We start from the raw sequence: 14,715 nt of genomic DNA, 5'->3' as shown, positions 1-14,715 counted from the left end.
TTTAACTAATTCACGGTATACACTGGGGAATCGTTAAACCATGCAGCTACACGAGCAATCAACATTGGGTCGTCACTTTGTTGTGCAATTTCTTTGGCTTGATTTGCAAAAGCATTGGCATCTTGGTGCTGAAGGCGGCTCCTCGCAATATCGGCTTTTGCAAGTAATACCCATATTAAATTCGCGGTGGCTTTTGAGCGACTGGCAATAGCATAAGCTTGTGCAAGGTAATCTTGGGTTAATGATTCACTTTGCTGTGCATTTGAAACTTTAGCCAACTCGATTAACGCTGCAGTTTGACCATAATCACCTTGAAATCTCTGATGATATTGCAGTGCATTATTCAGATGAGCCGCAGAAGCAGCATAATCCCCTTGTAAGCGTTTGACCTTACCTAGCTCTTCGTATGAATAAGCAATAAATAACTCATCTTGTAATTGCTCGGCAAGTTGCTTGGCTTGTTCAATATATTGTTCAGCACTAAGCAGCTCATGTTCTCTGTTGAGTAATTGCGGCCAATTAATTTGTAAATAGCCAATCATTAAATAGGCGCGTAACAATTCTCGCCCTTGTTGATTAGAGGCTTTTGCGCGTTCAATATTTTCATTGAGTAGCTTAATGGCTGTGCTTATTTGATTAGTATTGGCATAACTTGCAGCTAAATAACGTCTGGCAGCAAATAAGTCAGCCTCGGCATTCAATGCCGTTTCTAACATAGGTTTAGCAGCTTGGTACTCTTGCTCAAGATACAAAGCAACGCCTCTGGCAAAAGCTTCATTACTAAACTGGCTGGCATAACTTGTTTCATTGCTAGGTTGATAAGTATCAAATCGTGCAGCAATCTTTTCAATTAACTGCTCAAATGCACCATTTACTGAAGACGAAAATTCAATGCCTTGCTCAAGGCCAAAAGGCGTTTGTAATCGATAATGCAGTTGAAAATCTTCAGGAAAACCCGTAAGCCGTGTATGGACGATTAAATCCGCATCGAGCTTTTCTCTAAATGGATATAAAGCGCCTGACCGATAAGCTAAGTGTTGCTCTGGTGTTAGACGCTCAATTGCATACAGAACATGATCGGTGTCAATCACAGCCAGTTCACTGGCATGGCTTAACCCCTGTGACAATTGCTCTTGCCCTCTTAACGGCACCCAGTTGTGTACACTATCTTGCACATCGTTTTGCACCGGCAAAAATGCCACCTTCATAACCGACTCAGAACGATTAAATAACAAAACAAACACTAATACCAGCAATAACAACACAACTAAAGAAGCACCAAGCCAAATTTGCTGCTTGTTTATCACAGGCCGCTTAGAGGTTAACTTTCTTTGTTGTGTAGAGTATGTTTCTGAGTGTTCTGCTTTTAATGGCGCCACCCATTGATAACCCTTTCTTGAATAGGTTTTGATAACCTGTGGGCCGAGTAAATCTCGGATCTCTTTGATTGATTGAGTCAGTATTTGTTCTTGTACAACCACATCATCCCAAACATGTTTAATTACATCTTGTTTGGCGACAATGTCAGATTTGTGTTCGATAAGGTAATTTAAAACTTGAAGAGTTTTAGCTCGAATTGAGGTTTCACTATCAGCGCTTTTTACAATTCCAGTAACGGTATCGACTACTTTATCATCTATCTGAAAGCGCATAACTATTAAAACTTTAAAAACCTTAGTATCAGTCTGCTACATACAATAAAAAGGTGCAAGTTAATCAGCGCAGTGACTGGTTGGGGAACTGCCACTACGCTGATTTTGTCGACTAAGATAGCATTTACTATCAGTAGTATCTCAACTCATCTACCTTGCCCCAAAATACTCGATAAGAATAAGCGGTATAAGCAAGTATGGTAGGCACAACTAACAAGGCTCCCCACAATAAAAAGCTCAAAGATTCTGCGGCAGCAACCGCTTCCCATATGGTTAGATGATTTGGCACTATTTCGGGGAAGAAACTAATTGCCAAGCCAAAGAAAGATAAGGTAAAAATAGCCACACTTAACACGAATGGATGATGTGCTTTGAGCTCGGGCTGCGAGGTTAATACTGTTAACTTACGTGCAATCAACACAAAACAAGCGAAGCAAATAATAGGTAAAGGGAGTAACAACAGCATACCCGGCCAGCTAAACCACTTTAAGAAGATTTCAGGTGAGAGCCATAAATTAGCAACAGATACTAGGCTAATACCGATTAAAGCAATGTAAACACAACGCTTGCATACTTTAATTGCAAACTGTTGCAGATCCCCTTCTGTCTTCATAACCAGCCAAGCTGCGCCAATCAACATGTAAGCAGCAGCGACACCGATTGCACTCAACATTGCAAAGCCATAAGACCAAAGCGACTCATCAAAGCCCATGACATAGCGACCTAACATATAGCCCTGTGACGTTGCTGCTAATAATGAGCCAAATTTAAAAGCTAGATCCCATGCTGTTTTATGATCGACGATGGCTTTAGCTCTAAAGTCAAAAGCCACTCCTCTCAAAATAAGACCTATCAACATAAAAGTACATGGAATATATAAAGCCTTGAGCACCAAACTATGTGCCGTTGGAAATGCGATGAGCAATAAACCTATTGCCAATACCAGCCAAGTTTCGTTAGCGTCCCAAAAAGGGCCGATTGAGGCGATCATTTTATCTGCATCTTGCTCATTATTATGTGGTAATAAAATACCCACACCTAAGTCATAGCCATCTAAAATCGCGTAAAGCAACACAGCTAAAGCCATTAATGCAACATATATAATTGCCAGCGTATCTTGTTCAAACATGAGCAGGCTCCTTATTATCTAAATCCTTACTATCTAAACTTAAACGTCTCTTACCAACATGCTCATGTTCATTAATCTCTTCAATTAATACCGCTTTTCGCGCCATTAAAAACACAGTATGTAAGTAAGCAACCAATAAAAAGGCATACACTAATAAGTACATCACTAGACTAAAACCAACATTCTCAGGTGCAATTGTCGTAGCCGCTTCTTCGACGGTGAGTACACCGCTGACAATAAATGGTTGTCGTCCTATCTCCGTCACATACCAGCCCGCTAGTGTGGCTATCCAGCCAGAAAATGACATACCTACAAGCACTCGCAACAACCATTTTGGTAAGGTTTTATTTTTGTACAGCTTAAAAACTGAAAGCCAAGCAACAGCTATCATTAATAAACCTAACCCTACCATCACTCTAAAACTGAAAAATACAGGTTTTACAGGTGGGTGCGCACCTTTAAATTCATTTAGGCCTTTTATTTCGCCATCCAGTTCATGGGTTAAAATCAAGCTCGCTAGATTTGGCACTGCCAACTCAAAATGATTTGTGCGCTGCTCTTCGTCAGGAATTGCAAACAGTAATAAAGGTGCGCCTTGCGTGGTTTCCCACACACCTTCCATCGCAGCTACTTTTTGAGGTTGATGTTCGAAGGTATTTAAGCCATGTAGATCACCCACATAAGCTTGTAACGGTGCCAACACCGCTGCCACCAATAAAGCCACTTTCAAGGTCAATTTGGGGGCTTTTTTATCGTCACCTCGGAGTAAACGATAGCTACTTATCCCGGCAATTAGAAAGCTTGCGGTTAACCCTGAAGCTATCAATTTATGACTCAATCTGTAGGGGAATGATGGGTTAAATATAATGGCTAACCAATCCGTTGGATAAGCAATGCCATCACGCATTTCAAAGCCAACGGGGGTTTGCATCCAAGAGTTCAAGCTCAATATCCAAAATGCCGACAGCGTCGTACCTATAGCCACAATAAAACAGGCAATAGTATGAACTCGCACTGGCACTTTATTAATGCCAAACAACATGATACCTAGGAATGTAGCCTCTAAAAAGAAAGCCGTTAACACTTCATAACCAAGCAGTGGGCCAGCAATATTACCGACTTTCTCCATAAAACCCGGCCAATTAGTACCAAACTGGAATGACATGGTAATGCCACTGACAACTCCCAACGCAAAACTTAAAGCAAAGATCTTCACCCAGAACCGATAAGCTCGCATCCAAACTGCATCTCCAGTTTGTTCGAAGCGAACTTTGAAATAGGCAAGAAACCACCCAAGCGCAATAGTGATTGTAGGAAATAAAATGTGAAAGCTAATATTCGCTGCAAATTGAATGCGCGATAACATTAAAGTATCTAGCATGCTCCCCTCCGAACACGACCCAAAACACGCCCTAATGAAAATCAAATTCCACTTAGGATTTTAAAGTTTCAGTAATTACTGAAACTTTAAAACATACTAAACCCTTATTTGATTTAGATCAATCCACCTTTTGCTTTTAATTTGGGCAATTTGAGGCAGCGCAGAAAATGTTGTTTTCATCACCCTTTCAAACTGCCAAAATAGAAATAAAATAATAACAATCGTTTGGTACTTTGCCGTGAACCCAAGCTATATCTTATTGAACTGCCTAATTTTATTACTCTCTGCCTGTGTAGGTATCACACAAGCCGAAACATCGATGGCCACCAGCAAAACTATTTTCGTCTTAACAGACACTGATAAAGGAGTTGATGGCTTAAACAACCCCCGCGACATTGCACTGAGTAAAGACAAGAAATGGTTATTTGTTGCCAGTGCCGATGACAATGCACTTTCGGTATTTAAAATAAATGATGACTTTTCGCTTTCACACCAACAAACGATTAAGAGCAGTGAACATGTCAAACTCGAAGGCGCATTATCTGTGGTAACAGATAGTCAAAGTCAAAATGTGTATGTATTGAGTTACTACCACAGTGCGTTATTACACTTCAGCTTTGATGAAGCATCCGGCTTAACTTTAAAACATACTCTTTCTGATAACTTGCCTTTTCAGCAAGTCTTTAAACAGCCTGATACGATCCAGCCAGAACAAGATACTATGGGAATTTTAGGGGGGTATGAGCTGCATATTGATCACCTGACTAATCAACTCTTTATCGCTTCAACAGTGAGTCACGGAGTGAGTGTATTCGACATAGATCAAGATGGCACACCGACTTTAACGCAACGTATTAACACAATAAAAGATAACGCGCTTTCAGGCGCTGTGTCAGTGACTACCGATGACTCTGGTCAGTTTTTAGCTGTTGCTGGCATGAATGGAAAAGCAGTCTCAATTTACACCAAAAACGTAACAGGCACTTTTGAATATACCCAAACGATTAAGCATCAATTTGAAATGCCAATCTCGGTCACTTTTGCACAAAATGGCCAATATTTACTTGCTGTTGATGCTATGACCAGTGATATCGTTGTGTTTCAACAGCGCAACAACCAAAGCTATGAATTAATGCAAGTGATGAGCAAAACAGAGCATAGTATTAATGGCTTAAATAAGGTGGCATTTTTAAAAGACAATGAATCAATAATGACTTTTTCAGAGCAAAGTCACCGGATTGATAAATTCGAATTAATAGATTCAGCCCTCAAGCACACACAAACTTTGTCAGTTCCCTCTTTGCAATCCGCGACTTCACTTGAACTTTTAGACTCACACCATGCTGTCTCAACATGGGCAAAGTCCGACGCACTCGCTGTTTTTAAAATCGCAGAAACAAAAAAAGGCAACTAAGTTGCCTTTTTTTGTGTGCAGAAAGCTGAGATTAAAAGTTATAACGAATATTTAAACCAGTATTTTTGTAATCTTTCACATTTTTGTGCGAAAAATTAAATGTGAACTTCTCCGAGAAGTTGTAGTTTAATTGTATCTGGTAAAATGCATTATTTTCTGACTCAGAATCAAATTCTAGGCGCTCATAGCCAGCACCAATTAGCATGTCTAAAGCTTCATTGAACGCAAAGTGATAATTGGCTTCTAAACCATATGCATTTGTGTCGTACGAACTTTTATCACTCCCCCCTCTGTAAGAAAATTTATATTCTGTTTTTAATTTTTCATAGTAAGGTGATATTTCAATAATTTTATCTTCATCTAAATGCGTCAAAAAACCAAAGCCAGCGTAAAACTGACCATAGTCATAATCAGCATTACTACTTGATTCAGATGTTTGGATATAACGTGCTTTAAGTAAAAAGTTTTCTTCTACTTGCTTACTGAGCTTTAAACCCAAACCTTTTGGGCTAATTTCAGAATCATCAAGTGTTAATTTTGCATAACCCGCTTCAACATAATCAAAGTTAATGTTGCTTGCAAAAGCAGGTGATGAAATAAGTGAGGTTGCTAGAAGAATTGCGCGAATTTTCATTTTTTCCCTTATATTACTTTCCTAAAAATTCGTCGCAATTCTAATTAGTTATTCTGCTTAGTATAAGCCTTTGATGTAATACATTGTAAACAGTTTAACGACAGGTAAAACTCATCACTAGTTCATAAGGCTGACCCATTGAATCTTCTGCTATGCCGCCACCTATCGACATCGCTGCGCCTACATCATCAACAGAATTTTGACCCAATACCCACAGCACTGAACCTGCCGTTTCTACTGCGTTGGCGATATTTAAATTCCGTAAATATTCCGTTTCAGGCATACTGCCAACGTAAGTAATGTTTTCATTAAGTACATAGGCTTTCTTATCTTGCTCATCACAAAAGTGTCTTGACTGTTCTAATGCTTCATTGCCTGCTTCAGATTTTGTTTGTGCTGTGAGCTTTACATAATGCTCACCGCTGTCTGAAGGGCGCACGTTATTGTGGTGCGCACAAGCGGTTAATAGAGTCGCTAGAGAGAGTGAGATTAGTGTTTTCGCTGCATTCATCGTAAGTGCCTAAAGTGTTTGTTTTGATGAGTCTAATTTAACGCGATTACCTGTTAGAGTCCGTCAAATGTCGTGAGAAGTTGTAGAAAAGTGTAAAAGTACTCTTCAAAAACTAACTGCAAAATTCAACACGTCTTAAACTATTCCAATAAAAATGAAAGCATGAAATTTACTGTATTTATAAATAGTTTATGCAAGAAATATCAATTATTTTCCCCACTTGTTTTTATTTATTTCTATGTTTAGATTCCCTACTCATCCGCATTTTTGATTCGCCAAATTAAAATTTGCATTGTCCTTAATAATCCCTAGAATGCGCCGCTCAATTGACTGACAGGTTATTACGAGGTTTTCATGTCAAAGTCGTCTTTGCTTACGCTGGGGTTTATGACCTTTGCGTTATTTTTAGGTGCAGGTAACGTTATTTTCCCACCACAACTAGGCCAAGGTTCAGGTGAATTTTTCTGGCCAGCTACCATAGGTTTTTTGATCACCGCAGTCGGATTACCAGCCCTTACCTTAATTGCAATTAGCTACATGGGTGGCAGTGAAGCGCTGACCAACAAGCTGCCTCGTGCAGGCCACTTATTGTTTTGGGGTGTGTTGTTTTTATCAATTGGGCCGCTCTTTTCACTGCCAAGAACATTTAGCGTATCGTTTGAGTTTATTGCTAAACCGTTTTTCGCCGATTGGGCGCTGTTGCCGTTTACTTTAGTGATGGCTGCAACCACGCTGTTCTTTGCGCTCAGTCCAGGTAAATTAATGGACAGAATCGGGAAAGTATTAACGCCGGTTTTGTTATTGATGTTGTTGTTTATTGCCATCAGTGCATTTTTATACCCACATGGACAACTCGACAGTACCGCTGAACAATATCAGTCTTTCGCAATCGCCTCTGGCTTGTCAGAGGGCTATATGACGATGGATGTATTAGGTGCTGTGGGTTTTGGCTGGTTAGTGATCAATGCACTTAAAAATGCAGCACCAAATGCGCCTATCGTTCCAAACCTGATAAAAATTGTACTTATTTCAAGTGTATCGATGTGTTTCGTCTATATCGCTATCGCTTTTGTGGGTGCAAATTATGGCATGGTTGAAAGCAATGGCGGCGCATTGTTATCAAATTATATGAACTGGATTTATGGCACTCCGGGAGTTTTATTGATGGGCGTGATTGTGACACTTGCCTGTTTGACAACGGCTATTGGCTTGACCTGTGCGTGCGCTGAGTTTACCAGCCAAAACTTCAAAGGTATTACTTATAAAACCAGTACCATTGTAATTGTCGCAGTGACAACCCTAGTGGCTAATTTGGGATTAGATTTACTGATAGCCATTACTTTACCCTTGGTTGTTGTACTTCATCCAGTTGCTATCAGTATTATTCTGCTAGGTCTTTTCTACCTAAAACGTCCATTTAATGGATTGGTTTACAGTTTAACTATTGCAGCAGCCATCACTGGCGGTGTTTTTGATGCGCTTAAGATACTTGGCAAGATGCCAGACCAGCTCCATAACGTCTTTGTAAACTACCTGCCTTTATACCAATACAATGCGGGCTGGATTGTGCCAACGTTAAGTGTCTTCATTGTTGCAAACTTCGTTTTCCAAGGTAAAAGAAAAACGCTAGCTGCACTCTAAGGGTTTAGTTATTTCAGGCCAACGAATTGCTCTAAGTAATATTATTTTACAATTTAAATGTGCAAAAGTTGGCCTTCTCATTTTTCATTCAGTTTTTCTCTATATAATGCCCGCAGCAATACAGGGATAAGAAATGAAAAGAATAAAACACACTCTAAAAGCATGGCTAAAACGCTCTCCTATCGCCATTGCTCTCTCAAGCGCATTTATCTTACCGTCAACATTCGCAGCTCAAATTGATGGGGTACTCGATGAAGTACAATGGCAAAGTGCAAAAAGTTTAACACTCAATAAAACAACGAGTCCATTTACTCTTGCAGCTGCCGACAAGCAAACCGAAGTGAAATACTTTGCCAGTAAAGAAGGCATACATATTGGGGTTTTTTCTTCGCAGCCGTTAAACGAACAAACAGCGATGAGAACAGCCCGTGATAGTGACCTTGAAAGTGACTTTATCGAACTCATTATCGATTTCGATAATGGTAAAAATACAGCATATGGCTTCGCTTTGGGGAATGGCGGCTCTATGCGAGATGGTATTTGGCAAAACAATAACCGTTTTAAAAGTGATTGGGATGGCACTTGGTTTGGTAAAACTACGCAAAGCGATACTGGCTGGGTTGCAGAATATTTAATTCCATGGAATGTAGCACCCATGGCAGCCATCGATGGCGATGAACGCCAAATGGGTATTTATGTTCGCCGTCACGATGTGAAATCAAATAAGAGCTATAGTCATGCAGCAACGTCTTCAAGCCAGCCTGATTTTATTCGTGAATTTAGCCAAATAAAGGTGGCAAATCACGCCAGTGCATCATTAGATATTTTTGCTTCTGCGACTTACCAAAATGATATGTTGAATGATACCGATGACAGTAACATCGGCGTTGATATCTTTTGGCGTCCAGATGCAAGCCAACAGTTAAGTGTGGCATTAAACCCAGACTTTGGTCAGGTCGAATCTGATGGCTTAGTGGTTAACTTCTCTCCTTATGAAACCTTTTTTGCAGAGCGCAGACCATTTTTCACAGAAAACCAAGCTCTATTCGATATTCAAGGTAATGCAGGTATGCGCCTAGTGCATACTCGTCGAATTGGCGTGTATGGTGATATCGATGCTGCCGTTAAATACACTTCAAACGGCCAAAATAATGACTTTGGCGTAATGGCGGTATTTGAAGATGATGGCCATGACAATGAAAAAGAGTCTAATAAATTTGCCACAGCTCGTGCTCAACACCGTTTTGACGACTCACAACTAGGTTATCTAGTAACTTATGCAGATAAAGCCACACAAGGTCGAGAGTCTCAAGTACACAGTGTCGATTACCGAACTGATGTGTCAGACACCCTACAAATCCGCGCACAAGTAAACGGTAGTTTTGTTGACTCAGACAAGCATAAAGATCAAGTGGACGGTTATGGTGCATGGCTGAACTTTGTGCACAAGTTCAGTGATAATTGGCAGCAGCGTTTGAATTTCACCGTTTACGATGAAGAGTTTCAAGTCAATGACTTGGGCTTTTTATCGCGTTCAGACTTACAACGTGTTTGGTACAACAATGAACGTTACTTCACCGACTTTGACGAAAGCAGCAGTTTAAAGCAGCGCCGTGTTGAAGGTTATTTTATGCGAGATCACAATAGTGATGGCGATCATTTAAGAACCGAAATGGGGGTCACTGGAACGGAAGAGTACAAAGACAGTGCTTTTTGGTTTTGGCGCTTTGACTATACGTCTTCTGGCCTAGATGACAGAACAACACGTGGTAATGGCGATTTTAATTTAGGCTCAGGCCGAGAGTTCTTTACCGAATATAATTTTGGTAGTCAGAACAAGTTCCGCCATCACGTCGCTTTTGGTATACAGAGCTATGACAGAGAAGGCAATGGTGGCCGATTCCATTATCACCCAAGTTATTATTTCACAGACAGCTATCGCGTTTCTTGGAGCCTTTGGGCTGTTCAGCAAAATCAAAGTCTATTTTGGATAGATGATAAACTAGCGCGTTATGATTTTAAGCAACTTGAAAACAGTTTAGACTTTGACGCTACTATTGATGATAAACAAGAGCTTAGGGTTCGCTTTCAGTGGGTCAGTGTAACGGGTAAAAATGGTAATCAATTTGCTATAGATGGCTCTGGCGATCTATTCGATGCAAATACTCAAGTGAGTGACTTTTCTCGTTCTACCACTAGGTTACAAATTCGTTACCGTTACGAAATTGCCCCCTTATCAAATATATACCTGGTTTATAGTCGAGGTGGGCAGTCAATCGACGACTTAGAGCAAAGTAACTTCTCGTTATTTAAAGAGGGCTGGGACAATCGTACCGGCGACAATTTTGTAGCTAAGGTTCGCTATCGTTTCTAAAAAGAATTGGCATACCCCAAACTTCTTCACCAATTAAGTATTTAGAAGTTTGGGGTTCGCTCTAGCAAAAGTAACTTTTGACATAGATTTTTGTCCTCTCTTTCATATATTATTTATTTTTTAGCAACAATGAAGATGCAAAATGGATTGATTAAAACCCTTTTTGCTTACCACTTTGCTTCTTAGCGCTAAAGGCTCTGCCACACAAACTGTTCTTCAAAGAAGTTTATTTGTTGAGCTTACAAAGACCGCAGCAATGTTAAATAAAAACGGGCCTGTGATGTTAGATGAAGAAACGCGATTAGATTCAGTTACAGCATTTAGCAGTTATATTATTTATAACAACACCATGATTAACTACAGTGTCGAGCAATTAGATTGCCAGTCAATTTACAACACTGCTGCAACATATTGTAATAAAACCATTGTGCAGCAATAAAGACTTAAAAGCATTCAAAGAGTATGGCGTGACTATGGTTTATCGCTATCTTGATAAGTCAGGTAATTTTATCAGCGAGTTATCTAAAGATATGTCATCCTGCCCATAAGCTTATAGCGGTTAATATCCGAATATTCTTAGCAAAAAGGTAAGCGCTTGCATAAAACACTTTATCTTTTTTTTCGTCTTATTTCATTCCTTAGGATTTAATTTCTGTCTATACTTAATTGATAATAATGCTTTTGATAAATGGGCTTTATATTGCGACTGAGTGTTTGCTTTTTACTATTATTATTCAGCCATAACTTGTTTGCTCAGTGTGCCAATGACAAAACCGTGTACATAGGCATCGGTGCTTCTTGGCCGCCTTATGTCATGTATCAACAAGATAGAGCCTTCGGCCTTGAAATTGATATAAGCAGGAAAGTCTTCCAAAAGGCTGGCTTTTGCATTGAGTTTGTCAGGTTACCAACCACCGACAGGGCCATAAAAGAACTCAGCATTGGTTTAGTTGATGTATTACCCTCATCGAGTTTCAATCACGAACGAGACAAAATCGCTGCTTTTACAGCAGCGTACCGACGAGAGAGAATGCGATTATTTACTCACCTGCCTATCAAACCAATCAATAACTTAGCAACCCTGTTCGACCAGAAAATGTCATTTGTGATTAATCCAGGGGCATTTTACGGCGAAGAATTTAATGGGCACTTTAAAAAACCAGAAAATAAGCCACATTTTGCTTTTGTTAAGAGCATAAAACAACGCATGAGTATGGTACATTTAAAAAGAGTGGAGTTTTTGGTTGAAGATGAAATGGCAGCACTTTATTACTTCTCTACATACCAAGGCGGAAATATTCAACTGCATCCTTATGTTGTCAATGATAACCCCATTCACTTTATGCTCAATAAAGAACGCTTTTCTAAACAAGATATCGTGAAAATAAATGAAGCTATTGCAAACTTAGAAAAAGATATTAGTGCAATAATTAAGCGTTATACAACTTCTTCGTCTATACTTAATATTAGTCAAGTAAATTAGTAGTGATGTTACTAATTGGCTATCAGTTGTAAGCAGTATTTATGAGTTTTCCTATTTTCCTTTGCAAAAGAAAAAAGGGGTAGCTAGTGTTACGCTTACCCCTTTGTTTCATGCGAATAAAAACCTTTCTCTACATTTATTTAATTTCTTTTTTGTTCCACCGGATAAAATACGTAACTGCCAACCAATGTGGCTGCCAGCATGAATATCGCGCCATCATGAACTTGGCTATTAAAGGTATATCTAAATAAAGCCAATAAACCGAAATAAGCTATGGTCGAATATTGCAGCCAATGCCAACCTCGATTCACCTTGGGATCTTTCTGAGACGCGATTAAATAGCGACCGAGCCACAAGCCTATTTGCGATGACAGTAGCACTAATCCACCGACTACAAAAAATGACAACCACACCAGAGACTCAGGCCAATTTATGATCTGAGCTGATTTCGCCGGTCCTGACCAAAGTGCATCCCAACTCACTGCGATGATCAACGCCCATGAAATTGCTTTATGTGTAAAGCTGGCTTCTTCGTCTTCATAATAGTCTTGCAACTCTTGATACAGAAAATAAGCAATAAACGCGAATGCAATTAAGCCAATGATGGGGCTAATACTCGGTAGCCATTTCAAACCAAAATAACTCAGCATATAGCCAAACATCGGAAACAAAGTATGGGTTGCTGTGACACCCACCACCCAGCGCACTTTCACAGCATTATCGCTCAATTGTTTACTATAAAGTGCTGTGACTATGGCAACATCTAGCCCAATAGCTAAGCCCATGAGCAAACAGGCAAAGAAAAATTCAAGCAGTAGTTCCACACCGTTACTCCTTTAAGGATCCGCTATTTTCAGCCTGCGCCCAATCAAGTCGAATATCAAAGCCATACCTGAAATTTTCTTCTAGTGGTGGCATATTATCTTCAACTTTTTCAAGTACATTTGTTGCGACACCCAAGGTCGCTTCTCTTCCAAACAAGTAACTTTGCTCTTTCATGATCGTAAAATAGGCTTTATTTAAATCGAGCGCTCTGCGTCTTGAAGGCATGATTAGTTCATAAATATTAGGTAATGCCAGCACCTGCGCTGTTTTAACCGTTCCATCTTGATTGAACCACTTTTGCAGCATTTCTTTGTTTTGCCTGAACTCATCGCCCCCACCGACTCTTTGTAGGTAAGTTAGGAATTCACCTTGTTTTTGACCCAGAGTAGGTGTGTCATTTTGTGTTTTAAGATTGATGTAACCCCACCCTTTTACGCCTTCAACTTTGCGAGCAAAAGAAAACGTTTGATCTATTGTGGTACCAATCGTTTTATGACACCCATTACATGATTGCAGCTCTTGATAATGCTGTTGACGCAGCCTGCCTTTTTCATCTTCAATGAAGCCATTGATAGTCCAACTGAATCCGTTATCTATACCCCGCTTTCTTAAATTCACAGTTCTAGGTAATTGTTCGAACTCTTTTTCTTTCGCTTCTCGATGATATGAAATCGCTACTTTACGCTTATTTTTAAAACCATGTTTTTTCATATAGCGGACTTCTTTCATGCGCTCTGCATTGTATGGCTTGCCATTTTCGTCAACGCCAATGTAACGAACAGTATGTAAGAACTCAGTACCCTTTGGATATAACATATCTGTTAAAGGCACTTTCTTAGCGTCACCAAGGTAATGACTACGCTTTTGCATTGTCGTGATCACAGAAAGCTTGCCGTCATCATTTAGATCAACCTGCAGCTTTCTCTCATCTATATTAGGCACTGTGATGTTGTCTAATCGCTTCATCGACATTTCAAGCAAGCTTAAATTAGCAAAATAAACGTCTAGGCTATCTTCACCTTTAAGCTGCCTGAACGACTTATCAAGGCGGATCATTACATCGCCTGTTGAGCCATTTGTTGGCCAAAAGGTACTTGGAAAAGGTTTGTAGTTAAACGCCACCCAATGACTTCCATCTTTGGCCAAGCCATTTTCAAAGAACGCTTTTTTTGGCAGTGCAAGATTATCTAATTTTATAGCTTCTATTTGTGGGTGATTTTTATGAGCGTTAATAAAAGAATGATAATTGTCTTCTTTCACCCACTCACTGATAAAGCTATCTTTAATATCTTTTATCTTTAGTGAGCGGTCGACAAACAAGTTTGTCCAACTATTTGTCATTCCCGCTTCTGAAAATTGATAGTCTCCCTGCAAGTCACCATCATTTATGATATTGGGTCTTTTATCTGTGCTAGGGTAGCTCTGATGACAGGCCATACAAGGGTTATGCTTGCCTTCGGTTTTGGTGTAACACTGAGGCGGGATCACTGACTCTGGATTATAAATCTCATTTTGTTTAATAAAATCGAGCGCCTTGGGCGTGTTAGTGTGTTTATACTCAGCCGCACTTTCATGGGCGTAACATGACGCTGAGAAAAGTGCAGTGGCTATAGATGATAGCCAAATTAATCTTGTTCGCATGATGATTACCACTGATGAAAAAGCAGAGAT

12 protein-coding genes are annotated in these 14,715 nt (G+C 39.8%); 5 read left to right on the top strand and 7 right to left on the bottom strand.

The window, feature by feature from the left end; genetic code table 11:
• Nucleotides 1-5 precede the first annotated feature (5 nt).
• The 3 genes from CWB72_RS09210 to CWB72_RS09200 form a co-directional block, all read right to left on the bottom strand.
• The gene (locus CWB72_RS09210; RefSeq protein WP_138630812.1) at nt 6-1,652 is read right to left on the bottom strand and encodes a winged helix-turn-helix domain-containing protein; all 1,647 of its coding nucleotides are present in this window, start codon (nt 1,650-1,652) and stop codon (nt 6-8) included.
• A gap of 130 nt (nt 1,653-1,782) precedes the next feature.
• A complete protein-coding gene (locus CWB72_RS09205; protein WP_138568958.1) occupies nt 1,783-2,781 on the bottom strand; it encodes a cytochrome d ubiquinol oxidase subunit II in 999 nt (332 codons plus the stop codon).
• Nucleotides 2,774-4,162 (bottom strand): cytochrome ubiquinol oxidase subunit I, encoded by a 1,389-nt coding sequence (locus tag CWB72_RS09200; RefSeq protein WP_138630810.1) that lies wholly within the window; start codon nt 4,160-4,162, stop codon nt 2,774-2,776. The genes CWB72_RS09205 and CWB72_RS09200 overlap by 8 nt, the downstream gene beginning before the upstream one ends.
• A gap of 238 nt (nt 4,163-4,400) precedes the next feature.
• Here CWB72_RS09200 and CWB72_RS09195 point away from each other — a divergent pair, with 238 nt between their 5' ends.
• Nucleotides 4,401-5,576, top strand: a complete 1,176-nt coding sequence (locus CWB72_RS09195; protein ID WP_212747882.1) for a beta-propeller fold lactonase family protein — start codon at nt 4,401-4,403, stop codon at nt 5,574-5,576.
• A 31-nt stretch (nt 5,577-5,607) separates the two neighbouring features.
• Here CWB72_RS09195 and CWB72_RS09190 read toward each other — a convergent pair whose 3' ends face one another.
• On the bottom strand, nt 5,608-6,210 hold the full coding sequence (locus CWB72_RS09190) for an outer membrane beta-barrel protein (RefSeq protein WP_138630806.1): 603 nt from the start codon (nt 6,208-6,210) through the stop codon (nt 5,608-5,610).
• A 94-nt stretch (nt 6,211-6,304) separates the two neighbouring features.
• On the bottom strand, nt 6,305-6,721 hold the full coding sequence (locus CWB72_RS09185) for a hypothetical protein (protein WP_138630804.1): 417 nt from the start codon (nt 6,719-6,721) through the stop codon (nt 6,305-6,307).
• A 354-nt stretch (nt 6,722-7,075) separates the two neighbouring features.
• Here CWB72_RS09185 and brnQ point away from each other — a divergent pair, with 354 nt between their 5' ends.
• The 4 genes from brnQ (at nt 7,076) to CWB72_RS09165 (ending at nt 12,219) form a co-directional block, all read left to right on the top strand.
• Nucleotides 7,076-8,362, top strand: coding sequence for a branched-chain amino acid transport system II carrier protein (brnQ, locus tag CWB72_RS09180; protein WP_138630802.1), 1,287 nt, complete (start codon nt 7,076-7,078; stop codon nt 8,360-8,362).
• Nucleotides 8,363-8,495: 133 nt separating this feature from the next.
• Nucleotides 8,496-10,736: a DUF5916 domain-containing protein gene (locus CWB72_RS09175; protein WP_138630800.1), complete on the top strand. Its 2,241-nt coding sequence runs from the start codon at nt 8,496-8,498 to the stop codon at nt 10,734-10,736.
• Between the two features lie 256 nt (nt 10,737-10,992).
• The gene (locus tag CWB72_RS20855; protein ID WP_252371519.1) at nt 10,993-11,175 is read left to right on the top strand and encodes a hypothetical protein; all 183 of its coding nucleotides are present in this window, start codon (nt 10,993-10,995) and stop codon (nt 11,173-11,175) included.
• 249 nt (nt 11,176-11,424) lie between these two features.
• Complete coding sequence (locus CWB72_RS09165; RefSeq protein ID WP_138568951.1) at nt 11,425-12,219, top strand: substrate-binding periplasmic protein; 795 nt, start codon at nt 11,425-11,427, stop codon at nt 12,217-12,219.
• A gap of 140 nt (nt 12,220-12,359) precedes the next feature.
• On the opposite strand, the gene CWB72_RS09160 is transcribed toward CWB72_RS09165, so the two are convergent.
• On the bottom strand, nt 12,360-13,043 hold the full coding sequence (locus CWB72_RS09160; protein ID WP_138630798.1) for a manganese efflux pump: 684 nt from the start codon (nt 13,041-13,043) through the stop codon (nt 12,360-12,362).
• A 4-nt stretch (nt 13,044-13,047) separates the two neighbouring features.
• Nucleotides 13,048-14,685: a hypothetical protein gene (locus tag CWB72_RS09155; RefSeq protein WP_138630796.1), complete on the bottom strand. Its 1,638-nt coding sequence runs from the start codon at nt 14,683-14,685 to the stop codon at nt 13,048-13,050.
• Between the last annotated feature and the right edge of the window lie 30 nt (nt 14,686-14,715).

It is taken from the genome of Pseudoalteromonas phenolica, assembly GCF_005886345.1.
GTDB classification, from domain to species: Bacteria; Pseudomonadota; Gammaproteobacteria; order Enterobacterales; family Alteromonadaceae; genus Pseudoalteromonas; species Pseudoalteromonas phenolica_A.
Note: the sequence above shows the minus strand (reverse complement) of the source record. Positions and strands in the feature narration are given on the sequence as shown.

Coding starts and splice junctions, on each gene's coding strand:
- CWB72_RS09210 (WP_138630812.1), bottom strand. CDS start 1,652: ATGCGCTTTCAGATAGATGATAAAGTAGTCGATACCGTTACTGGAATT.
- CWB72_RS09185 (WP_138630804.1), bottom strand. CDS start 6,721: ATGAATGCAGCGAAAACACTAATCTCACTCTCTCTAGCGACTCTATTA.
- CWB72_RS09165 (WP_138568951.1), top strand. CDS start 11,425: ATGGGCTTTATATTGCGACTGAGTGTTTGCTTTTTACTATTATTATTC.
- CWB72_RS09200 (WP_138630810.1), bottom strand. CDS start 4,162: ATGCTAGATACTTTAATGTTATCGCGCATTCAATTTGCAGCGAATATT.
- brnQ (WP_138630802.1), top strand. CDS start 7,076: ATGTCAAAGTCGTCTTTGCTTACGCTGGGGTTTATGACCTTTGCGTTA.
- CWB72_RS09175 (WP_138630800.1), top strand. CDS start 8,496: ATGAAAAGAATAAAACACACTCTAAAAGCATGGCTAAAACGCTCTCCT.
- CWB72_RS09155 (WP_138630796.1), bottom strand. CDS start 14,685: ATGCGAACAAGATTAATTTGGCTATCATCTATAGCCACTGCACTTTTC.
- CWB72_RS09190 (WP_138630806.1), bottom strand. CDS start 6,210: ATGAAAATTCGCGCAATTCTTCTAGCAACCTCACTTATTTCATCACCT.
- CWB72_RS20855 (WP_252371519.1), top strand. CDS start 10,993: ATGTTAAATAAAAACGGGCCTGTGATGTTAGATGAAGAAACGCGATTA.
- CWB72_RS09205 (WP_138568958.1), bottom strand. CDS start 2,781: ATGTTTGAACAAGATACGCTGGCAATTATATATGTTGCATTAATGGCT.